An 18,980-nucleotide genomic window follows, 5' to 3' on the forward strand; every position below is an offset into this window, starting at 1 on the left:
CGTGCATGTAAGGTCGGTGCTGTTCTGTCGGCGACTCGAGAAGATGATGAACGACCTCCATATCCCACCTGGACCCGGCTCACCGGATGGCATCGTTGTGCCCGCCTCCGAGCTCGTCGAGCAGTTTTCCAGGTCCTCAGGACCGGGCGGGCAGGGCGTCAACACGGCCGATTCTCGCGTTCAACTATCTCTTGATCTCGCGACCACAACCGTTCTCAACGAGTCTCAGCGCGAACGGGCGCTGGCGCGCCTATCGGCGCGGTTGACCGGCACGGTTCTCACGATCACAGCTTCGGAGCACCGGTCCCAGCTACGCAACCGGGCTGCGGCTCGCCAGCGGCTATCCGAGCTTCTGCGCGATGCTCTCATGCCGGACGTGCGGCGGAGACGGACGAAACCAACAGCGGGTTCGCGGCGGCGCAGGCTCGAGGCGAAGCGGATAAGGTCCGACATCAAGCGGAATCGGCGAAGGCCGACTCCCTAGCCGTGACCCTCATCTTCTTCGGCAGCCGGTGCCGCCACCGCTCCCACGGCGGCATCTCCCGCCAGTTGACGCCGATCGTGTTGAAACCCCTGACGATGCGGGGCTTCCACTGCTCGCCGAAACGGACGGACCTGCCGGACACTCCGACGAGGAGGGACGGGACGAGAGCGATTTTCGCGTTCGGGCCGAGGACGAAGGCGAGGTCCATATCGTCGTGAAGTTCGGAGTTCGTTCTGTGTACTTTGTCGGAGACCTCGGCCCAGGCGGATCTGCGAATCGCCATCGAGGAGCCCCAAAGGAGGTGGTGCCCGCAAGCGAGCCCGCCAAGGGCATAGTAGCCGCCGAGATAGAGCACTGCCAGCACTCTGCTCACAGGCCCCGGAATGTCATAGAACCAGCCCCAACCGGTGACTGCAGCGGCTTGAGGCCGGGCCGCAAGCGCCTGTGTGAGCGTCGAGATCCAGTTCGGGCCGACGATCGAATCTGCATCGCATCTCGCGATGATGTCTCCCGTGGCGGTGTCGTACCCTGTCGCCGCGGCAATGGGAATTCCAACCCGGCGCTCTTCGACCACCCGGGCGCCATGGGCTCTGGCGACGGCTGCGGAGCCGTCTGTTGACGCGTTGTCGACGATGATGATCTCTGCAGGCAGCACGCTCTGCTCCGCAAGGTGGCGCAAGCATCGGTCGAGGAAGATTTCATCGTTGTGAACGGGAATAACGACGCTGACACGTGTCACTGCGACTCCATTCGACTTCCATGGGAGAAAACGACGTTCGTGTTCCTGTGACCGGCATTCTCTGCGACACGGATCCGCCGGATGGGCGGCTGGGCCGCTGTCCTCCCGACCGCCCTCGGGTCACGAACCACGAGCTCAGAACGCAAGAGCGATCCAGATGAAGAGCTGGGTGACGAGGAAGCCGGTGAGCAGGTTAAGCCAGATGAAGCGGCGCCAGGCAGCGTTGGCCCTCTCGCACTCCTCGTCGCTCAGGTTGAGGTAGGGGGCGACGTTGACGATGTAGGGAACGACGAGGAGTGCTGACAGCGCCCCCGGCCATCCCGTTCCCAGCAACAGCAGGCCGGCAAGGACGTAAGCCGCGGCAGCCCCTCGGACCGTTGTTTTCGCCCCGAGCCACGTCGCCACGGACGCGATGCCGCCGTCGCGGTCGGCCTGAATATCCTGCACCGCTCCAAACGCCTGGGACGCCATACCCCAGAGGAAGAATGCGACGAGGGCGTAGATGATCGGGGTCGTGAAATCGGCTTCCGCGAGCGCGATACCGAACACTGCGGGGCTGACGAAGTGGGTAGCTGACGTTGCGGAATCGAGGACCGGTTTCTCTTTGAACCTCAGACCTCGGGCGGAGTAGGCGACGACAGCGAAGACGCTGACGGCGAGGATGATCGTCGACAGCGTGTTGCCCATGATGATGAGGGCAATGATGAAGGGCAGGTTGCTGATAACCGAGGCTTGCAGAGTGAGGCGATGCCACCGGGTCGACAGGACGACCCCTTCGATACCGCCCTTGCGTGGGTTGCGCAGGTCCGACTCGTAGTCGAACACGTCATTCACGCCATACATGAGCAGGTTGTAGGGGATAAGAAACCAGAGTGTGCCGACGAGGAGCTCGGCCGTGACGCCGCCGCCGACCATGAGGTAGGCGGCCGCGAACGGATAGGCCGTGTTAATCCAGCTGACCGGGCGAGAAGTCCCGATGAGGGCTGCCAGTCCCTCTCTGAATGATGAGCGATCCGATGTCATCGGTTCCCTTTCTCGGCGGTGAGCGCCGCCAGCGACGGAAGCAGGAAGCCCGCGGCCACGGGCCAGGCGAGATCCTCGATTGGGGCGTGCCAGAGCTTGATTCCGAGCAGGTGGCTGTCATCGTAGCGGAACAGGTCGGACAGGATCATGACGGAGTCGAAGATGATCGTTAACACGACGAGCACCGTGATTGTCAGTCCTGTTGCGGCCCACCAACGCTTCCCGAGCCGCATGCGCACAGACGCATAGACGGCGATAGCGGCGGACGCGAGGACGAAGAGTGTTGCGACTCCTGCGTATGTCACGCATCCCCCCGCCGTCGTTCAATGACGAGGCCGATGGCGGCGTGAAGGACGAGGGTCATGTAGCAGAGGAAGGTGATAAACAACAGCTCCTCGATGGGGAACTCCGGGGTGAGGAGGATTCCCGACATGCCGTCTGACTCACCGCGGTAGTAGAAGCCCATCGCGATCGCCACGAGGTCCCACAGCACGAAAAACCCGATGCCGAGGATGAGGGCGATGATGTGACGCGGGGCCCGCCGTAAGACGAGGCTGAATCGGACGTCGAGCATCGCCATGCATCCGATGAGCAAAACGAGAATGGCTCCATACACCAGCGACATCAGCGTTCAAGCGGTTCCAGTGGCGAAGACGACGTGTCTCCCCGAAGGCGCTTGGCGACGAGCTCGGCGCTGATGAGGCACATGGGGAGCCCAATTCCGGGGATCGTGCTCGATCCGGCGTAGTAGAGCCCGTCGACTTTTCGCGACTGGTTCGTTCCCCGGAACATCGCACTTTGGCGCAGCGTGTGTGCGGGTCCAAGCATGCCGCCTCGCCACGCGAATAGATCCTCAGCGAAGTCGCCGGGGCCGAGTGTGTGGCGAACGACGATGCGGTCCGCGAGATCTGGGATCTCTGCCCAATCCGCCATCTGTTCGATGACCTCATCTGCGATCCGCTCGACGGCGGAGTCTCCCGTGCCGTCTGGTCCACCGCGACCAATAGCCGGGGCGGCGGGCACGGGGATGAGAATGAAGAGGTTCTCGTGCCCCTCGGGCGCGACCGACGGGTCTGTCTCGGACGGCTTGCACACGTAGGCCGAGGCAGGGGACGGCATACGCCCTTCACGGATGGCTACGAAGTTCTCGTGCCAATCCTTGCTGAAGAACAACGAATGATGTGGCATCTGCGGGAGCTCGCCCTTGACTCCGAGGAGAACGATGACGGCGCCGGGACCGGACGTGCGCTTGTCCCAGTACTTTTGTGGGTAGGTACGGAGTTCCTTCGGAAGGATCTTCGTCTCGAGGTGGTGCAGATCGCCCGCTCCGACGACGATGTCGGCCTCGTGGCGGTGTTCCACGTCGTCCCTGTCCTGCCAGACGATCCCGGTCGCCCGCGCCTGCTTCCCGAATCCTCCGTCCGCCTCCGTCAGGACCTTCGTGACAGTCGCTCCGGTCGTGATGACGGCGCCAGCCTCGACTGCGCGCCGCTCGACGGCGTCGATAAGCGTGACGAAGCCGCCCTGCGGGTACATCACCCCTCCCGTCAGATCGAGCGCACTCATGAGGTGGTAGAGGCTCGGCGTCAGATCCGGCGAGGAGCCGAGGAACACTGCTGGATATCCGAGAATCTGGCGCAGCCGGTTGTCCTTGAATTTGCGTCCAACAAATGTTTCCAGTGACTGTGTGAGGAGCGGGAGAAGCTTATTGAGCCCCGTTATGATGTCCTTCTTGAGGAAGTTCTTGGGGTTCGTGAAGTTTGTGTAAAGGAAGTGCTTGAGAGCGAGATCGTAGGAATCCCTCGACGAGTCGAGGTAACGCCGCAGCTCGGCGCCCGCACCCTCCTCGACCTCCTCGAATGTCGCGATGTTCTGCTCCGTATCCCGCGCAATGTCAAGGACGGTCGCACCCGAGTCCTCCCCTTCGGAGAACACCCGGTAGGCCGGGTCGAGGACTTTGAGATCGAGCTCCTCGCCGGCGGATGAGCCAAACAGGTTGAAGAAGTGATCGAACGTCTCCGGCATGAGATACCAGGAGGGCCCGGTATCAAACCGGAATCCGCCTGACGAGAGCGAGCCGGCGCGACCGCCGACCTCGTTCTTCTTCTCAAAAAGCGCGACATTATGACCATCGGCGGCAAGGATAGCGGCAGTCGCGAGGCCTGCGATGCCGCCGCCGATAATGGCGACTCTCTTCTTCATTGGTGTGCTCCCATCATACTGCGGGCGATGATTTTCGCCTTGACCGGGTTTGGCACCCGGACTCGTGTCGTGAGGACCTCTCTGGCAGGCGTGCTCCTCAGCCTGCGGGACAGTTCCTCGAACAGCCCGTGCGCTGCTGCGACGGCGCGCCGGCTACTGCGCGGCAGGGCGGGAATGGCCCGCGCCGCTGCCGCAAGATCAGCATCGATATCGTCGAGCACTCGGTTCTTCTCAGATTCCGTCAGATGCTCAACGTCGACGCCGGCCAGATACGTGCGGCCGAGGTCGTTCTTGTCCTGTGCGAGGTCGCGCAGGAAGTTGACGTTCTGGAATGCCGCACCGAGGCGCCGCGCCGCGGGAGCAAGGCTGTCATATCTCGCATCGTCACCCGCAACAAACACGCGAAGGCACATGAGTCCCACCACCTCGGCAGAACCGTAGAGGTAGCGCGCGTGGCTCTCTGTCGTATGCTCCGCGACCGACAGGTCCGCCCTCATCGAGTCGAAGAACGGGTCAATAAGATCTCGTCCTATTCCGAACTCTCTGGCTGTCAACGCAAACGCGTGGACGACGAGGTTGGCGCTACATCCGGTCTCAACCGCGCGGTGGACATCGGCCTGCAGGCCATCGAGCATGGTAGCTCTCGTCGACGGATCCCACGGTTGCCGGTCGTCGTCGACGAGCTCATCGGCAACCCGGACGAGGGCGTAGATGCAACGGACATGAGTCCGCTCCGGCTCGCTCAGGAGGCGCGTCGCCCAACCGAAAGATGTCGAGTAGCGGTCAATGATGACGGCCGAGCTACTTCGTGCGACATCGTCATACAGAGACGCCTGCGCTTGGGTTTTGCGACCCGCCATCAGGCGACGCCCACTGATCGTGTGCCTGTCTCGGCCAGGATGAGCGCAATCGCACCCCGCACGACGTCGCCCGCTGCCTCCGGCAACTCTGCCGCCTCCGCAAGCGCACTGTCGCGGTACTGGCCAGCAAGCGCCGCAACGGATTCCTTCGCCCCGCTTGCGAGGACAAGTGTTCGGGCCCGTTCGGCCTCTTCGGGGGTCAGCTCGCTATCGCCAACGTATTGGGACAGCTCCTCCCACTGCTCGGATCTGCGTGCGAACGCCATGAGACCCGTAAACTTGCCTTCGCGCAGATCGGAGAGCGGATCCTTGCCGGTCTGATCGCCAGACGCAAGGACTCCGTCGATGTCGTCGAGTAGTTGAAATGCGATGCCAAGACTCCGCCCGGCGCGCCCAAGCCTGTCGACAACATCCTCATTGGCGCCGGCGAGTATGGCGGCCGCCTGAAGGGGCAGTTCAAAGGAATACGCCGATGTTTTCCATGCGGCGATGTCAATGATTTCGTTGAGCGTCGCTCCCGTGAAGGACACCCGGACGTCAGCAAGCTCGCCAGCCGCACTGCGCCGAAGCACGTCGTCGAGGAGGTCGATAAGGCGAGTCAGCATGCTACGGGAGACGCCGCTCATGGCGATCACCTTGAGTGCCCCGAGCAGGGCGAGGTCACCAGCGAGGATGCCAGCCGATTCCCCATACCTTTTCGCCTTGTCAGCGGTGGCACCGGCCTCCGTTGCATAGGCCGCGAACTGTCCGAGGACATTCGGCTTCCCGCGACGGATGTCGTCACCATCGATGACATCGTCGTGGATAACGAAAGCGGTATGGAGCAGTGACACGGCGTCGGCTGCCGCGGTTGCGAGCTGCTCGTCTTCACCGCCGAGCGCGGCATACATTGCGAGGAGGAGGCGAGGCCGAAACCTCTTGCCTCCGCTCGCCTGATCCCAGATAGCGCTCCACAGCTTCCTGTCGTGATCGTCGAGACTGCGGCTCAACGCATCATGAAAGAAACCGTCAAGCGAATGCGGCTGGGACATACATGCCTCGTCTCATGGGCCAGCAGGGTAATCAACTCCAAGCGTGCCTCATTGCTCACTCAATAACAAAGGTCACCGTACCCCAAAATAGTTACGCAATATTTGCCTCTCAGCCCCGTCAGGCACGTGGCGACAGCGTCTCGTCGGCCCTCTCGAAGAACAAAAAGCGGTGCTGAGAATCTCAGCACCGCTTCCCGCTCGCGATTCAGTCGATCGCGCCAGTCTGGTACGCCTTGGCCAGGCGGCGGGGAATACGAACCTCGCGACCCTGGACCTTGACCGTGACGAGCTCGGTCATCTGCGCCTTCCACTGGGACCGGCGGTTGCGCGTGTTACTGCGCGACATCTTATGCTTGGGAACTGCCATGACGCCGCTCCTTTCCTATTTCTGGCGGCCGGGGCCGCGGACAATGATTACCAGGAGGACTTCGTGACGCCCGGGAGCTCACCGCGCAGTGCCATGTGGCGCATACGAACGCGGGAGAGACCGAAGGCGCCAATGTAGCCGCGGGGACGGCCATCGATGGCGTCGCGGTTACGCAGGCGGACAGGCGACGCGTCGCGAGGAAGCGCATGCAATGCGGCCATAGCCTCATCACGCTCTTCCTGCGTCAGGTTCATATCCACCGAAGCCTTCTTCAACTGTGCGCGACGCTCCGCGTAGCGCTCGACGATTTCGCGGCGCTGCTTGTCACGCGCAATTTTCGACTTCTTCGCCATGCTTACCTCTCTTTGCCGGAGCACTCTGCCCTCGACAATACTGTTCAACGTGCTGGACCTGCCGGGAGTTTCCTCGCGCGATGGGGATCACCCGGAGGGACAGCGGTCCGACAAACCATCGTAACGCAGGACCCGGTGAATGCCCTAGTTGTCTATGCCACGAAATCCGCGCAGTCCGTCACACTCCATGCGGCCTGGGCAGGCACGACAGGCGCGACCGGGTTCTAGACTAGCGGGATGGCCCGTACGATTCGAGAGAGTGTGAGAACAGAGCTCGTCATCTCGCGCTCCCGGTTTATCACTCAGCTCTCCCCCGCGGCTGGACCTCAGGAGGCGCGGCAACTCGTGGCGGACATGAGAACCGAGTTCCCCGACGCGCGACATCACTGCTCAGCCTGGATTGTCCAGGTCGATGGCGAGCAAGATCGCGAGCACTCATCCGACGACGGCGAGCCCTCCGGCACCGCGGGACGGCCCATGCTTGATGTCCTGCGCGGCCACGGGCTCACAAATGTGGCCGCTGTTGTCGTTCGCTTTTTCGGCGGAATTCTGCTCGGCACCGGCGGTCTTGTCCGCGCCTATTCGGATTCTGTTTCACAGGCGATAGACAGGGCCACACTGTGGACTGTCACCGAGGTGCCCCGCTGGGAGATCTCCGCGCCCGTCGCCAGCGCCGGCCGTCTCGAGGCGGTTTTGCGGGCGGAAGGCTGGAATGTCGAGGCCGAGTGGGGTGCAGACGTTACCCTCGCCGTGACAACGGACGATAAGAACCGGCTGGCTGCGATCTCCAGTTCAGAGCTCGGCCGTGACGTCGATCCTCGCCCAGCGGGGACTGTCCAGCATTTCTCTCGGTGAGTGAACGAACTTGCCGAGCCACGTGGCTCGTGACACTATGTCACAAGGCAGTTAGCTGAATCGTGAACTATCTCCGGGAGGCAGTTATGGGCGCATCGTTCGTCGCTCTTGTCTCCTGCGCCTGTCTGAACTGTCTGTAGAGTGCCGGGCCCCAGGGTGCGCTCTCGCACGCTCGGCACTCCTTCTTGCAGCGTTCTCTATCCTGCACTGTTCATGAACCGTCGCCTCCAAAGGAACCACTATGTCTCGAATTGCATCTGACGCCACCCAACTCATCGGTAACACCCCACTCGTCCGTATCAACAAGCTGTACCCGAACGCGAAGGCGAACGTTCTCGCCAAGCTTGAGTTCTACAACCCTGCCAACTCTGTTAAAGACCGCATCGGAGTTGCGATCGTCGACGCAGCCGAGAAGTCGGGCCAGCTTAAGCCGGGCGGCACCATCGTTGAAGCAACATCCGGCAACACCGGTATCGCCCTCGCTTTCGTCGGAGCGGCGCGCGGTTACACGGTCGTTCTCACGATGCCGTCCTCGATGTCGAAGGAGCGGCGCGCACTGCTCCGTGCGTACGGTGCCGAACTCGTCCTCACCGAGCCGTCGGAAGGCATGAGGGGTGCGGTTGAGAAGGCCGAAGAGATCGCGAAGGAACGGCAGGGCGCTGTTCTCGCGTCTCAGTTCGCAAACGAGGCGAACCCCGCCATTCACGAAGCGACGACGGGCCCTGAAATCTGGAACGACACCGATGGCGAGGTGGCAGCCCTCGTCTCGGGTATCGGCACGGGCGGCACGATCACCGGCATTGGCCGCTTCCTCCGTTCACAAAACCCCAGTGTCAAACTCTTCGCCGTTGAGCCTGCCGAGTCTCCACTCCTGTCCGAAGGCAAGGCCGGTCCTCACAAGATTCAGGGCATAGGAGCGAACTTCGTTCCCGAAGTTCTTGACACCGAGCTCTACGACGAGGTTATCCCCGTCGCAACGGATGACGCGTTCACATGGGCGCGTGCGGCCGCGATGAAGGAGGGCCTGCTTGTCGGCATCTCGTCGGGTGCTGCACTCAAGGCCGCTGGCGAGATCGCAGAACGGGACGAATTCGCGGGTCAGAATATCGTTGTCATCATCCCGTCCTTCGGCGAGCGCTACCTGTCGACGCCGCTGTTTGAGGGCCTGGTGGACTGACAATGATCTTCTCGCTGGGCGCGTCCCTCACCACCCTTCTCAAGGAGGATCTTGAGGCAGCCCGGAAGCGGGACCCCGCTGCGCGAACCTCCCTCGAAGTCGCTCTTGCCTACCCGGGTGTGCACGCGCTGTGGGCCCACCGCATCGCTCACGCCATGTGGACGAAGTCTGAGCTCCTCAAGCTGCCAGCCCGCCTGCTCTCGCAAATTGCGCGAGGGTTGACGGGCATCGAAATCCATCCCGGCGCAACGCTCGGTCGCCGCTTGTTTATTGACCATGGCATGGGAGTCGTGATCGGCGAGACGGCCGAAGTTGGCGAAGATGTCATGCTCTACCACGGTACGACCCTGGGCGGCGTCTCGCTCAGCAAGGGCAAGCGTCACCCGACTGTCGGCAATAGGGTGACGATCGGTGCGGGAGCCAAGGTACTCGGACCGATTACACTGGGCGACGACAGCCAGGTCGGTGCCAATGCCGTCGTCATCCGCGACGTGCCTGCCAGTGTCACGGCCGTGGGCGTCCCAGCGAAGAACCGGTCAGTCCCGGTCCTTGAACCCGACATGGATCCCGCCATCTGGATCTGAACCTGAAACGGTAAATCCCCGCCACATGTGGCGGGGATTTCCTTCGTCAGTCAGTCCTTCGAACCGGCCTACTCTCAGCTCTCGTACTCGGTGAGAAGGTCGATCCTGTCCTGATGGCGCTGCTCGCCGGAGAATGGTTCCTCAATGAACGCGTCGACAAACGCGAAGGCGTCCTCCTGCGTGTGCTGGCGGGCCCCAACGGAGATGACGTTGGCGTTGTTGTGCTCACGGCCCAGTCGTGCAGTTGCGTCCGACCAGGCGAGGATCGCGCGGACGCCCTTCACCTTGTTCGCCGCAATCTGTTCGCCGTTGCCGGAGCCACCGATGACGACACCAAGTGACCCCTCGTCGGCGACGACAGCCTCGCCAACCGCGAAGCAAAACGGTGGGTAGTGGTCAAGCGCATCGTATTCGTGCGCGCCGTGGTCGACCACCTCGTGGCCGGCCTCTTGCAGGTGCGTGACGAGTGCCTCTTTGAGCTCAAAGCCCGCATGATCTGTACCGATGTGTATACGCATAGCTCCCAGCATAACCCGGGCCGAACCGGTTCAGATGAGGCCTCTGGTCCCCCTACACTGGACGAATGACAGATCCCATACTCGACAGCGTCCTCGCTGAGGCTAAGCAATCCGTCCGCATCCAAGATGACCTGTTCCGCTGGGTTAACGGCTCATGGCTCGATACTCATACGATCCCTGCCGACAGGCCGAGCGACGGCTCTTTCTACAACCTCCACGAGCAGTCGGAGGAGCGCATCAAAAAGATCATCGACGAGCTGTCTCACGGGAGCCCTGAAGGCGACGCGAAGAAGATCGCCGACTACTACCGCTCCTACATGGACAAGGATGCGATTAATGCGGCCGGGATCGCGCCGCTCGAGGACGATCTCGCCCTTATCGGTAAGGCTGACTCCAAAGAATCGCTCGCAGCGGTGACGGGGACTCTTTTGCGCACCGGGGTGCGCGTCCCATTCAGCTTCGACATCGACGCGGATCTCAACGACCCGGACACCTACGTTCTCTTCGCGTCACAGTCGGGTCTGTCCTTACCCGACGAGGCCTACTACCGTGCCGACCAGCATGCGGAAACTTTCGCGGATTTCGCGGCGTTCGTTCCAGAGTTCCTTGAGCTTGCGGGACTGTTCGATGACGCCGCCAAGGCTGCCGCCCGAATCGTTGACTACGAGTCGGCTCTCGCCTCACATCACGCCGATGTCGTGACGACTCGCGACACCGACAAGATCAACAACCCGATGCCGTGGCCCGACTTCGTTGACTCCGCCCCGGGTTTCGACTGGGACGCTGCCCGGGAAGCGCTCGGGGTACCGGCAGACAAGGTCGACCGTGTCATCGTTCTTACCCCCGACGCTCTGGCGGGAGCGGCGAAAGTCTGGAACGAGACAGACCTCAACACGCTCAAGGACTACCTGTCCTGGCAGGTTCTTCTCGCCCGCGCTCCGTACCTCAACGAGGAGATTGATCACAAGCACTTCGAGTTCTTCCGTCAGCGGCTGACGGGCACGACCGAGCAGAGGGACCGCTGGAAGCGTGCCGTCGGCGTCGTCTCAAGCGTTCTCGGCGAAGCACTCGGCAAGATCTACGTCGAGCGCCACTTCCCACCGGAGCACAAGGCGAAGATGCAACAGCTTGTTGCCGACCTCTTGCAGGCTTACCGTGAATCGATTGAGAACCTCGACTGGATGGGCGAGGAAACGAAGGTACGGGCGATGGAGAAACTCGCCACCTTCAACCCCAAGATCGGCTACCCCGACACGTGGCGTGACTATTCCGCCCTCCAGATCACGGATGATGTGGTGGGCAATGTCCGGGCGGCCAACGCCTTCGAGACGGACCGGGCGATCGCAAAGCTCGGTATGCCAATGGACCGCGACGAGTGGTTCATGCCGCCGCAGATGGTCAACGCCTACTACAACCCGGTCTGGAACGAGATCGTTTTCCCGGCCGCTATCCTCCAGCCGCCGTTCTTCGATCCCGAGGCAGACGATGCGTGGAACTATGGCGGCATTGGCGCCGTCATCGGTCACGAGATCGGGCACGGCTTCGACGATCAGGGCTCAAAATACGATGCGACAGGCCGGCTGGGCAACTGGTGGACCGATGAGGACCGCCGCGAGTTTGAAAAGCGCGCCGACGCCCTTATTGCACAGTACGACGTCTACACTCCAGCTCAGTTGGGCGACTCCGAGCTTCACGTCAACGGCGCTCTCACCATCGGTGAGAACATCGGGGATCTGGGTGGGCTGACAATCGGTCTCAAAGCATACGAGATCGCACTGCGCCGCGCAGGGTACGAGGGGCTGGCGGATGCACCGATCATTGACGGCGTCACCGGGGTCCAGCGCCTCTTCTACTCCTATGCCCGCATCTGGCGGTCGAAGTCGCGTGATGAGATGGCGATCGTTTTGCTCTCCGTCGACCCGCACTCCCCGGCCGAATTCCGATGCAACGGCGTCGTCAAGAACCTCACGAGCTTCCATGAGGCCTTCGACGTGAAGGAGGGCGACGAGCTCTATCTTCCGCCGAGTGAGCGCGTCGCCATCTGGTAGCCGCGGAGTCGCGGCGAACGGTCAGTTCGACCGGAGAGACGCGAACATCTCCTGAGCATCTGCGAGATTCTCGTCGAAGACGTCCGGGGTTGCAGAGAAGGCGACTTCCTGCAGCCCGTCTTCGGCGAAGATCGGGTAGACAACCTGGCGGATCTCAACACCATCCGCATCCCGAGAGACGACGATCCCGTCGATCTCGTCGCCTTCGATCTCGATCGATTCAGCCTCATCGACCGTCACGCCTTCGCCGGTGAACACGTTCCCCGTCGCCGAGCGCCATTCCTCGTACGTCGTCGGGACACCGGAGATCGAGTTCGGTGCCCACGTTCCGATGATGTTCGCTGCGAACTCGGCGTTGTTGACGTCGGAGACGAGGAGGACGGTCATGTTGACAGTCTCGTCGAGAGGGGCTGGGTAGGCCTGCCAACCGTCGGCGAGCGTCAGGTTGTAGCGTCCATCGGTCGTCGTGGCGATGCCATCGTCGACAACCATGACGTTGTCGTCCGAGGCCTGCCCAGTTTCCTCGCCGGTGGCTTCGTCAGTCCGAGTTTCCTCAGCCGCTGTTGGCTCATTCTGCTCGCGGTCCGGCTCGCTATCGGTTGAGCATGCCGCGAGCCCGGTCACCGCAATGAGAGCAGTGGCTGCTAGTTTTCTTATCATTCGAACGACGGACCCTTCTCGCGGGAGCGCTTGAGCTCATAGAAGCCGGGGACGCTGGCGACGAGCAATGCGCCGTCGTAGAGCCGCAGAGCGTCATCACCGCGGGGGGCGGGGGTCACGACGGGGCCGAAGAACGCGATGCCGTTGATGGAGATCGTCGGCACGCCGACGTCGTCGCCGACAAGATCGGTCGCCGCCTTGAGGTCCTCAGCGACTCCCTCGTCGAACTCACCAGCTTCGGCCCGGTCAACGAGTGCGACATCGAGGTCGAGCGCTTCGAGAGCCTCAATGATCGCAGCGCGGTCATTGATCCGGTCACCTGGATGGAAGCGGGTGCCAACCTCGGAGTAGAAACGGCCGAGCGTTTCATTGCCGTAGGTCGCGCCGACGCCAACGGCAACCTGGGCTCCGAGCCGTGCCTCATCGAGCATCTTGACGTATCCCTCGTCGAGATCACGGCCCTCGTTGAGCTTCGTCAGTGAGAGGACGCGCCACGTGACGTCGACCTCTCGGTTGGGGACGATCTCCTCGGCAATCCATCGGGATGTCATCCAGCACCAGGGGCAGGAGGGGTCGAACCAGAACTCAATAGTGTCAGCCATGTGACCATAGTCCCTCACGAGGTGCCCGAGAACAAAGAGGAGGCGCTCCGCGCTCAGCATAGGGACGGGCAGTAAGGTGGTGGGAGTATGTCACACACCCCAGAAAGGACATTCATGCCAGGAGAGAACCTCACGAGGTCAGAGGCTGTCGAGCGAGCCGCTGCGATCACGACCGAGCGATACCGGGTCGAGCTTGACCTGCGCGGCGGCGACACATTCTCCTCGATCACGACGATCGAGTTCGCGGCCACCGCCGCCGAGACATTCGTCGACCTCATCGGCTCCGTCAACTCGATCACGCTCAATGGCGAGCACATCGATCCCTCAGCCCACACCGACTCTCGGATTCACCTCACCGGCCTCAGGGACACCAACACGCTCGTCGTAGACGCGACGTGCCGTTTCATGAACACCGGCGAGGGCATGCACAAGTTTGTCGACCCTGTCGACGGAGAAACCTATCTCTACACGCAGTTCGAGGTCGCAGATGCTCGGCGCGTCTTCGCCGTGTTCGAGCAGCCCGACCTCAAGGCCGAATTCACCTTCGACATCACGGCGCCCAGTCACTGGCAGGTGTTCTCCAACTCCCCCACGCCGGCCCCCTCCCCGGTCGACGAGGAGTCAAGCCGCTGGCAGTTCACGCCGTCGGAGCGGATTTCCTCCTATCTCACCGCGATCATCGCTGGCCCGTACAAGGGCGGTACTTCTGAGCTCGTGAGCTCCGATGGTCGTACGATCCCACTCGGTGTCTACTGCCGAGCATCGCTCGCTCAACACCTCGACGCGGATGAGGTCATCGACATTACGAAGGCCGGCTTCGCCTTCTTTGAGAAGGAGTACGGACACCCCTACCCCTTCCGCAAGTACGATCAAATCTTCGTCCCCGAGTTCAACGCTGGCGCGATGGAGAACGCGGGCGCAGTGACAATCACGGAGTCGTACGTGTTCCGCTCCCGGGCGACAGGCGCTGTCATCGAGCGCCGTGCAATCACGATCCTTCACGAGCTCGCCCACATGTGGTTCGGCGACCTCGTGACGATGAGATGGTGGAACGATCTATGGCTCAACGAGTCGTTCGCTGAGTTCATGTCCCACCTCGCGCTCGACGAAGCGACGAGATGGGACCAGGCCTGGCAGACGTTCCTCGCCTCCGAGAAGTCGTGGGCAATGAATGCGGACCAGCTGCGCTCCACCCATCCGATTGTCACGGACGTGAGCGACCTTGATGAGGTGTGGGCGAACTTCGACGGGATCACCTACGGTAAGGGCGCCGCTGTCCTCAAGCAGCTCGTCGCCTACGTCGGCCGCGAGACATTCATGACCGGCCTGTCCGAGTACTTCACCAAGCACGCGTGGCAGAACACCGAATTGTCCGACCTTCTCGCAGAGCTGGAGAAAGCGTCTGGCATTGACCTGTCCGACTGGTCACGGCTGTGGCTCGAAGAGTCCGGTGTGACCCTGGCACGCCCAGAGATGTCAGTCGAAGCCGGAACCATTTCCGGATTCTCGATCCTCCAGGAACTCGGCAACTCCGCACATCTGCGCCCCCATCGCATGGGCATCGGCCTCTACGACCTCGACGAGGGCCGGCTCATCCTCGGGAAGCGAGTTGATGTTGAGGTCGCGGGCGAGCGCACGGACGTTGCGGAACTCGTCGGCGAGGCCGCAGCCGATCTCGTCCTCGTCAACGACGGCGACCTGGCCTACACGAAGATCCGACTCGACGAGAGATCGTTGGAGACCGCCGCCCATCACATCGGCGCGTTCGACGATCCGCTTGCCCGGACCCTCGTTCTTGAGGCTGCGTGGGATATGTGCAGAGACGCCGAGATGTCGGCAACAGCGTACACGGACCTCGCTCTGGCGGCGATCGAGACAGAGGATCACCCGACCGTCCTACGCATGCTTCTTCTCAACCTCGCCCAGGCGGCGACAATCTACTCCGCACCGGAACACAGAGACTCCCTCATCGTCAGCGTCGCAGACGCTCTCTTTGGCATTGCGGACCGCGCCGAAGCTGGATCGGAGCTTCAATTCCAGGTCGCGCTCGAAGCCGTTCGCCGCGCTAAGAGTGACAGCCACCTTCACCGCATCGACGCTTGGCTCGACGGCAACGACCTTCCCGCCGGATTCACGCTCGATACTGACGGCAGGTGGACCGTTGTCCAAAGCCTCGCGGCCGCAGGAAAGCTGGATGAGACCGCCATCGAGTCGGAGCTGAAGAATGATGACACGGCGACGGGCCGTGAGGCAGCGTGGCGAGCGCGGGCCTCAATCCCGACGCCCGAGGCGAAGGAGAAGGCATTCGATGTACTCGTTGCTGGCGAATTACCGAACATGCAACAGCGCAGCGCGCTGTTCGGTTTCCAGGCGGGTGACCACCACGTCCTCGAACCATTCTTCTCCCGCTACCTCGATTGCTTGACAACGGTATGGAGCGAGCAAACGTACGAGATGGCGCAGCAACTCGCCACACGGATGTTCACACCCTCGATCATCGGCCGTGGCATCGATGTCGAAGGCGCACTCGACGGTTGGCTCGCGGCACATGAGGAGGCGGCTCCGGCGCTACGCCGGATCATCATTGAGCACGGCGATTACACGCGCCGCGCTCTGGCGGCGCAGGCCGCCGACTCCTAGTCGAGGGTCCCGAGCAGGGTTCCTGGCTTGACGCGGGAGCCTGGCGCCACCACCTGGTGCCAGGCTCCCGTCTCATGTTCCGGGAAGGTCACGAGGACGACGGAAGGCAGGTCGCCCATCGCCTCCTGGTCCATTGTGACAAGCGGCGTGCCGACCTTGACCTGTGTGCCAACTTCGGTCAAGCAGGTGAGCGCATCGCTCTTGAACGTGTCGATACCCGCATGGACGAGGCAGGGGCCGATGATGACAGCGTGGGCACGCGCAGCGGTGACAGTGCCTGCAATCGGGGACACCAGGGTGACGATGCCGGGTTCTGACGGTTCGATAGCGACGCCGGGACCGAGGAGCTGTTGCGCGAAGACAGGATCGGGGACCGACTCGAGTTCGAGCACGGTCCCCGATAGAGGCGAATAGAGATTCACACCATGTGGTCCGCGACATCATCAGCGTCGGGGCCGATGACAATTTGGACGACATTATTCTGCTGAACGACGACGCCGTGGGCGCCAGCTTCCTTCAGATCGTCCTCCGACACGGGGTCCAGGGCGTTCACTTCGACGCGGATGCGGGTGATGCAGGCTTCAACCCGCGTAATGTTCTCCTTGCCGCCGAGAGCGGCAACGAGCGAATCAGCTTTCTCCATGATTCCTCCTTGATCTCAGAGTAGCCGGTTATCCGCCCCAAGTGCGCTCCTAAACGTCTCCAGGAGGGACGTCACACGGCCGTGTTCAGGGATGTCGCCGACGAGCAGAACTTCTTCTGTCCCGTCCGCGAGCGGGATCCGCCAGTTCGGGTACTCCTGATCGGTTCCTGGCTGGTTTTGGACGCGGCGCTCTCCGACCGCGTCGACGAGCGAGACGGAGAGGAATGTCGAGGGCGTGCGAGCGATGTAGGCGTGCAACGCTTCGACGATCTCCCGCTCCGTCGGCTCCTCGCCAAGAAGTCCGTATTCTCGGAGCCTGTCAACGGTGTCGGCAAGCTCGCGCTCAGCATCTGCACGAACCTCTCCCACGGGCTGGGTGAGGAGGCCGAGCCTGTCGCGCAGGTCGACGTGTTCGCCAGCGATATACCCTGCCGCAGGTGGCAGATCATGGGTTTCGACCGACGCCAGAACTTCGGGGCGGTAATGCTCGGGCCTGAGAGGCTTGCCGTCGCTGTCCTTCTCGAACCAGAAGACGGAAGTGCCGTAGATCCCGCGTGCTTTCAGGTAGTCGCGCACCCACGGTTCCACTGTTCCGAGATCTTCACCGACAAGGATCGCTCCGGCTCTGTGGGCCTCGAGGAGGAGAATCCCAATCATCGCCTCGTGGTCGTAGTTAACGTACGTACCTTCGGACGCTGTGGATCCGTCGGGAATCCACCACAGCCGGAAGAAACCCGCGATGTGGTCGACGCGGAGCATGCCGGCGTGGCGAAGGACTGTGCGGATTGTGTCTCGTAGCGGCTTGTAGCCGCTCTTCGCGAGAGTGTCGGGCCGCCACGGCGGCTGCGACCAGTCCTGGCCGTGCTGGTTGTACATGTCTGCCGGTGCGCCCACGGTGACGCCCCGAGCAAACGCCTCCGGATCCGACCACACGTCGGCCCCCAGCGGGTGAACTCCGACGGCGAGATCGGTACAGACACCGATATTCATCCCCACCGCCACGGCCGTCTTCTGAGCGCGTTGCAGTTGCTCGTCAGCAACCCATTGCAGCCATGCCCAGAACTTGATCCGCTCCTTCAGCTCCCGCCGCTCGCGGGCGACATAGATGGAGTCCGCACTGCTCAAGTTCTCTGGGAAACCGTCGGGATATTTCTCCCACAGTGCGCACCACAGGGCGAAGTTCTTCAACCCCTCGCCCTCCTCCGAAATGTATCTATCGAGGGCGGCCTGCCGGGCGAAAGATCGGGGTGCCGCAAAGATGACTTCAAGAGCCTCGCGCTTAGTCCGCCACACCTCGTCACGATCAATGTGCTCGTTGCGGAGGGATGCGGCGCGCTGTTCCTCGCCTCCCCAGTCGATGAGGGACCGTTGCGGGCCGGTCAGGTAGGCGGCTTCAAGAATCGCCTCGGGCCTGATGTAGATCGGGTTGATGAACCGGCGAGACACGGGAAGATAGGGAGAGGGCGTCATGTGGCCGACCGGCTCTCCAGCGTGTAGCGGGTTGACCTGGAAGAAGTCGGCGCCTTCGCGGCCGAAGATTGCGACGAGGTCAGCAAGGTCGGAGAAATCTCCGATCCCCCATGACCTCGAGGAACGCACCGAGTACAGCTGCGCCGCAACACCCCAGGCCCGCGTCGTTTCAAGCTTCGGTTCGTCGAGACGATCCGGGGTCATGATGAATGGGCATCCGGCCTCCAGGCCGTCTTCGAGGACAGCATGGAGCATGTGGTAGCCAAGAGGAATGTCCCCGGGCAGACGGAAAGACGCCTGCCCAGTCGGCTGACCGTCGATCTCCCTATCCGGCGCCCAGTCTTCCGTCTGTCCGAGCGGCCATTCTCCGCCCTCTTCAAGGAGCACGACGAGAGTGACGTGCTCGCCCGATGGGACGTGGACCCGGACGATGCCCTCTTTGTTCTGTCTGTGGACGACCGAGGCCGGGAGAACGGAGCGCCACTCTTCAAGATCACGTTCGAGGATCGCCATGCTCGCCGTCTCCTCGGTGCTCGCGTCGACCCCCATTGCCTTGAGAACTCTGATGAGAACGTCATCGGAAATGTCCCGTTGAATTCCGTCATATCCCCAGAACTGCGTGGAGATCCGATACGCGGCAGCAAGCTCTGTGAGGGTCGATCGGGAGGGCGGGACGCTCATAGGGACAACCTTTCACGACGGCATTGGCTTCCGCTTCATTCTC

21 protein-coding genes are annotated in these 18,980 nt (G+C 62.3%); 6 read left to right on the forward strand and 15 right to left on the reverse strand.

Annotated features, from left to right (window positions below; genetic code table 11):
• The first annotated feature begins 43 nt into the window (after window positions 1-43).
• Window positions 44-484 carry an alternative ribosome rescue aminoacyl-tRNA hydrolase ArfB gene (arfB, locus tag H7E91_RS06185; protein ID WP_241698429.1) on the forward strand — a complete coding sequence of 147 codons (441 nt, stop codon included), beginning with the start codon at window positions 44-46 and terminating at the stop codon, window positions 482-484.
• On the opposite strand, the gene H7E91_RS06190 is transcribed toward arfB, so the two are convergent.
• The 9 genes from H7E91_RS06190 to rpsN all read right to left on the reverse strand — a co-directional run bounded on the left by H7E91_RS06190 (window position 453) and on the right by rpsN (window position 7,059).
• Window positions 453-1,223, reverse strand: a complete 771-nt coding sequence (locus H7E91_RS06190) for a glycosyltransferase (RefSeq protein ID WP_182354219.1) — start codon at window positions 1,221-1,223, stop codon at window positions 453-455. The genes arfB and H7E91_RS06190 overlap by 32 nt on opposite strands.
• A gap of 135 nt (window positions 1,224-1,358) precedes the next feature.
• Window positions 1,359-2,246: a prenyltransferase gene (locus tag H7E91_RS06195; RefSeq protein WP_182354220.1), complete on the reverse strand. Its 888-nt coding sequence runs from the start codon at window positions 2,244-2,246 to the stop codon at window positions 1,359-1,361.
• Entirely contained in the window at window positions 2,243-2,551 is a 309-nt protein-coding gene (locus tag H7E91_RS06200) for a lycopene cyclase domain-containing protein (protein ID WP_182354221.1), read from the reverse strand. The genes H7E91_RS06195 and H7E91_RS06200 overlap by 4 nt, the downstream gene beginning before the upstream one ends.
• Entirely contained in the window at window positions 2,548-2,871 is a 324-nt protein-coding gene (locus H7E91_RS06205; RefSeq protein WP_206680369.1) for a lycopene cyclase domain-containing protein, read from the reverse strand. Before H7E91_RS06205 ends, H7E91_RS06200 begins: the two co-directional genes overlap by 4 nt.
• A complete protein-coding gene (gene crtI, locus H7E91_RS06210; protein WP_182354222.1) occupies window positions 2,871-4,448 on the reverse strand; it encodes a phytoene desaturase family protein in 1,578 nt (525 codons plus the stop codon). The genes H7E91_RS06205 and crtI overlap by 1 nt, the downstream gene beginning before the upstream one ends.
• Window positions 4,445-5,308, reverse strand: a complete 864-nt coding sequence (locus tag H7E91_RS06215) for a phytoene/squalene synthase family protein (RefSeq protein WP_182354223.1) — start codon at window positions 5,306-5,308, stop codon at window positions 4,445-4,447. The genes crtI and H7E91_RS06215 overlap by 4 nt, the downstream gene beginning before the upstream one ends.
• Window positions 5,308-6,339, reverse strand: coding sequence for a polyprenyl synthetase family protein (locus tag H7E91_RS06220; RefSeq protein WP_182354224.1), 1,032 nt, complete (start codon window positions 6,337-6,339; stop codon window positions 5,308-5,310). Before H7E91_RS06220 ends, H7E91_RS06215 begins: the two co-directional genes overlap by 1 nt.
• Window positions 6,340-6,544: 205 nt before the next feature.
• On the reverse strand, window positions 6,545-6,706 hold the full coding sequence (rpmF, locus tag H7E91_RS06225) for a 50S ribosomal protein L32 (RefSeq protein ID WP_054952045.1): 162 nt from the start codon (window positions 6,704-6,706) through the stop codon (window positions 6,545-6,547).
• A 47-nt stretch (window positions 6,707-6,753) separates the two neighbouring features.
• On the reverse strand, window positions 6,754-7,059 hold the full coding sequence (gene rpsN / locus H7E91_RS06230) for a 30S ribosomal protein S14 (protein WP_182170490.1): 306 nt from the start codon (window positions 7,057-7,059) through the stop codon (window positions 6,754-6,756).
• 237 nt (window positions 7,060-7,296) lie between these two features.
• Between rpsN and H7E91_RS06235 the strand changes: the two genes are divergently transcribed.
• The 3 genes from H7E91_RS06235 (at window position 7,297) to epsC (ending at window position 9,675) form a co-directional block, all read left to right on the forward strand.
• Window positions 7,297-7,914, forward strand: coding sequence for an IMPACT family protein (locus tag H7E91_RS06235; RefSeq protein ID WP_182354225.1), 618 nt, complete (start codon window positions 7,297-7,299; stop codon window positions 7,912-7,914).
• Window positions 7,915-8,155: 241 nt separating this feature from the next.
• On the forward strand, window positions 8,156-9,091 hold the full coding sequence (gene cysK / locus H7E91_RS06240) for a cysteine synthase A (protein WP_182354226.1): 936 nt from the start codon (window positions 8,156-8,158) through the stop codon (window positions 9,089-9,091).
• Between the two features lie 2 nt (window positions 9,092-9,093).
• Window positions 9,094-9,675 carry a serine O-acetyltransferase EpsC gene (gene epsC / locus H7E91_RS06245; protein WP_182354227.1) on the forward strand — a complete coding sequence of 194 codons (582 nt, stop codon included), beginning with the start codon at window positions 9,094-9,096 and terminating at the stop codon, window positions 9,673-9,675.
• Window positions 9,676-9,749: 74 nt separating this feature from the next.
• Here epsC and H7E91_RS06250 read toward each other — a convergent pair whose 3' ends face one another.
• Complete coding sequence (locus tag H7E91_RS06250; RefSeq protein ID WP_182354228.1) at window positions 9,750-10,193, reverse strand: ribose-5-phosphate isomerase; 444 nt, start codon at window positions 10,191-10,193, stop codon at window positions 9,750-9,752.
• Between the two features lie 65 nt (window positions 10,194-10,258).
• Here H7E91_RS06250 and H7E91_RS06255 point away from each other — a divergent pair, with 65 nt between their 5' ends.
• Window positions 10,259-12,241 carry a M13 family metallopeptidase gene (locus H7E91_RS06255; RefSeq protein WP_182354229.1) on the forward strand — a complete coding sequence of 661 codons (1,983 nt, stop codon included), beginning with the start codon at window positions 10,259-10,261 and terminating at the stop codon, window positions 12,239-12,241.
• 21 nt (window positions 12,242-12,262) lie between these two features.
• Here H7E91_RS06255 and H7E91_RS06260 read toward each other — a convergent pair whose 3' ends face one another.
• Both H7E91_RS06260 and H7E91_RS06265 read right to left on the reverse strand, forming a co-directional pair.
• The gene (locus H7E91_RS06260) at window positions 12,263-12,901 is read right to left on the reverse strand and encodes a hypothetical protein (RefSeq protein WP_182354230.1); all 639 of its coding nucleotides are present in this window, start codon (window positions 12,899-12,901) and stop codon (window positions 12,263-12,265) included.
• A complete protein-coding gene (locus tag H7E91_RS06265; RefSeq protein ID WP_182354231.1) occupies window positions 12,898-13,503 on the reverse strand; it encodes a DsbA family oxidoreductase in 606 nt (201 codons plus the stop codon). The genes H7E91_RS06260 and H7E91_RS06265 overlap by 4 nt, the downstream gene beginning before the upstream one ends.
• 114 nt (window positions 13,504-13,617) lie before the next feature.
• Here H7E91_RS06265 and pepN point away from each other — a divergent pair, with 114 nt between their 5' ends.
• Window positions 13,618-16,143, forward strand: a complete 2,526-nt coding sequence (gene pepN / locus H7E91_RS06270; RefSeq protein WP_182354232.1) for an aminopeptidase N — start codon at window positions 13,618-13,620, stop codon at window positions 16,141-16,143.
• Here the strand turns inward: pepN and H7E91_RS06275 are convergent.
• The 3 genes from H7E91_RS06275 to malQ are packed head-to-tail and all read right to left on the reverse strand — an operon-like array spanning window position 16,140 to window position 18,937.
• A complete protein-coding gene (locus tag H7E91_RS06275) occupies window positions 16,140-16,565 on the reverse strand; it encodes a PTS glucose transporter subunit IIA (protein WP_182354233.1) in 426 nt (141 codons plus the stop codon). The two genes, pepN and H7E91_RS06275, sit on opposite strands and share 4 nt — an antisense overlap.
• On the reverse strand, window positions 16,562-16,786 hold the full coding sequence (locus H7E91_RS06280) for a PTS sugar transporter subunit IIB (protein WP_182354234.1): 225 nt from the start codon (window positions 16,784-16,786) through the stop codon (window positions 16,562-16,564). The genes H7E91_RS06275 and H7E91_RS06280 overlap by 4 nt, the downstream gene beginning before the upstream one ends.
• Before the next feature lie 15 nt (window positions 16,787-16,801).
• On the reverse strand, window positions 16,802-18,937 hold the full coding sequence (gene malQ / locus H7E91_RS06285; RefSeq protein WP_182354235.1) for a 4-alpha-glucanotransferase: 2,136 nt from the start codon (window positions 18,935-18,937) through the stop codon (window positions 16,802-16,804).
• Window positions 18,938-18,980 lie beyond the last annotated feature (43 nt).

The organism is Flaviflexus huanghaiensis, assembly GCF_014118685.1.
Lineage (GTDB): Bacteria > Actinomycetota > Actinomycetes > Actinomycetales > Actinomycetaceae > Flaviflexus > Flaviflexus huanghaiensis.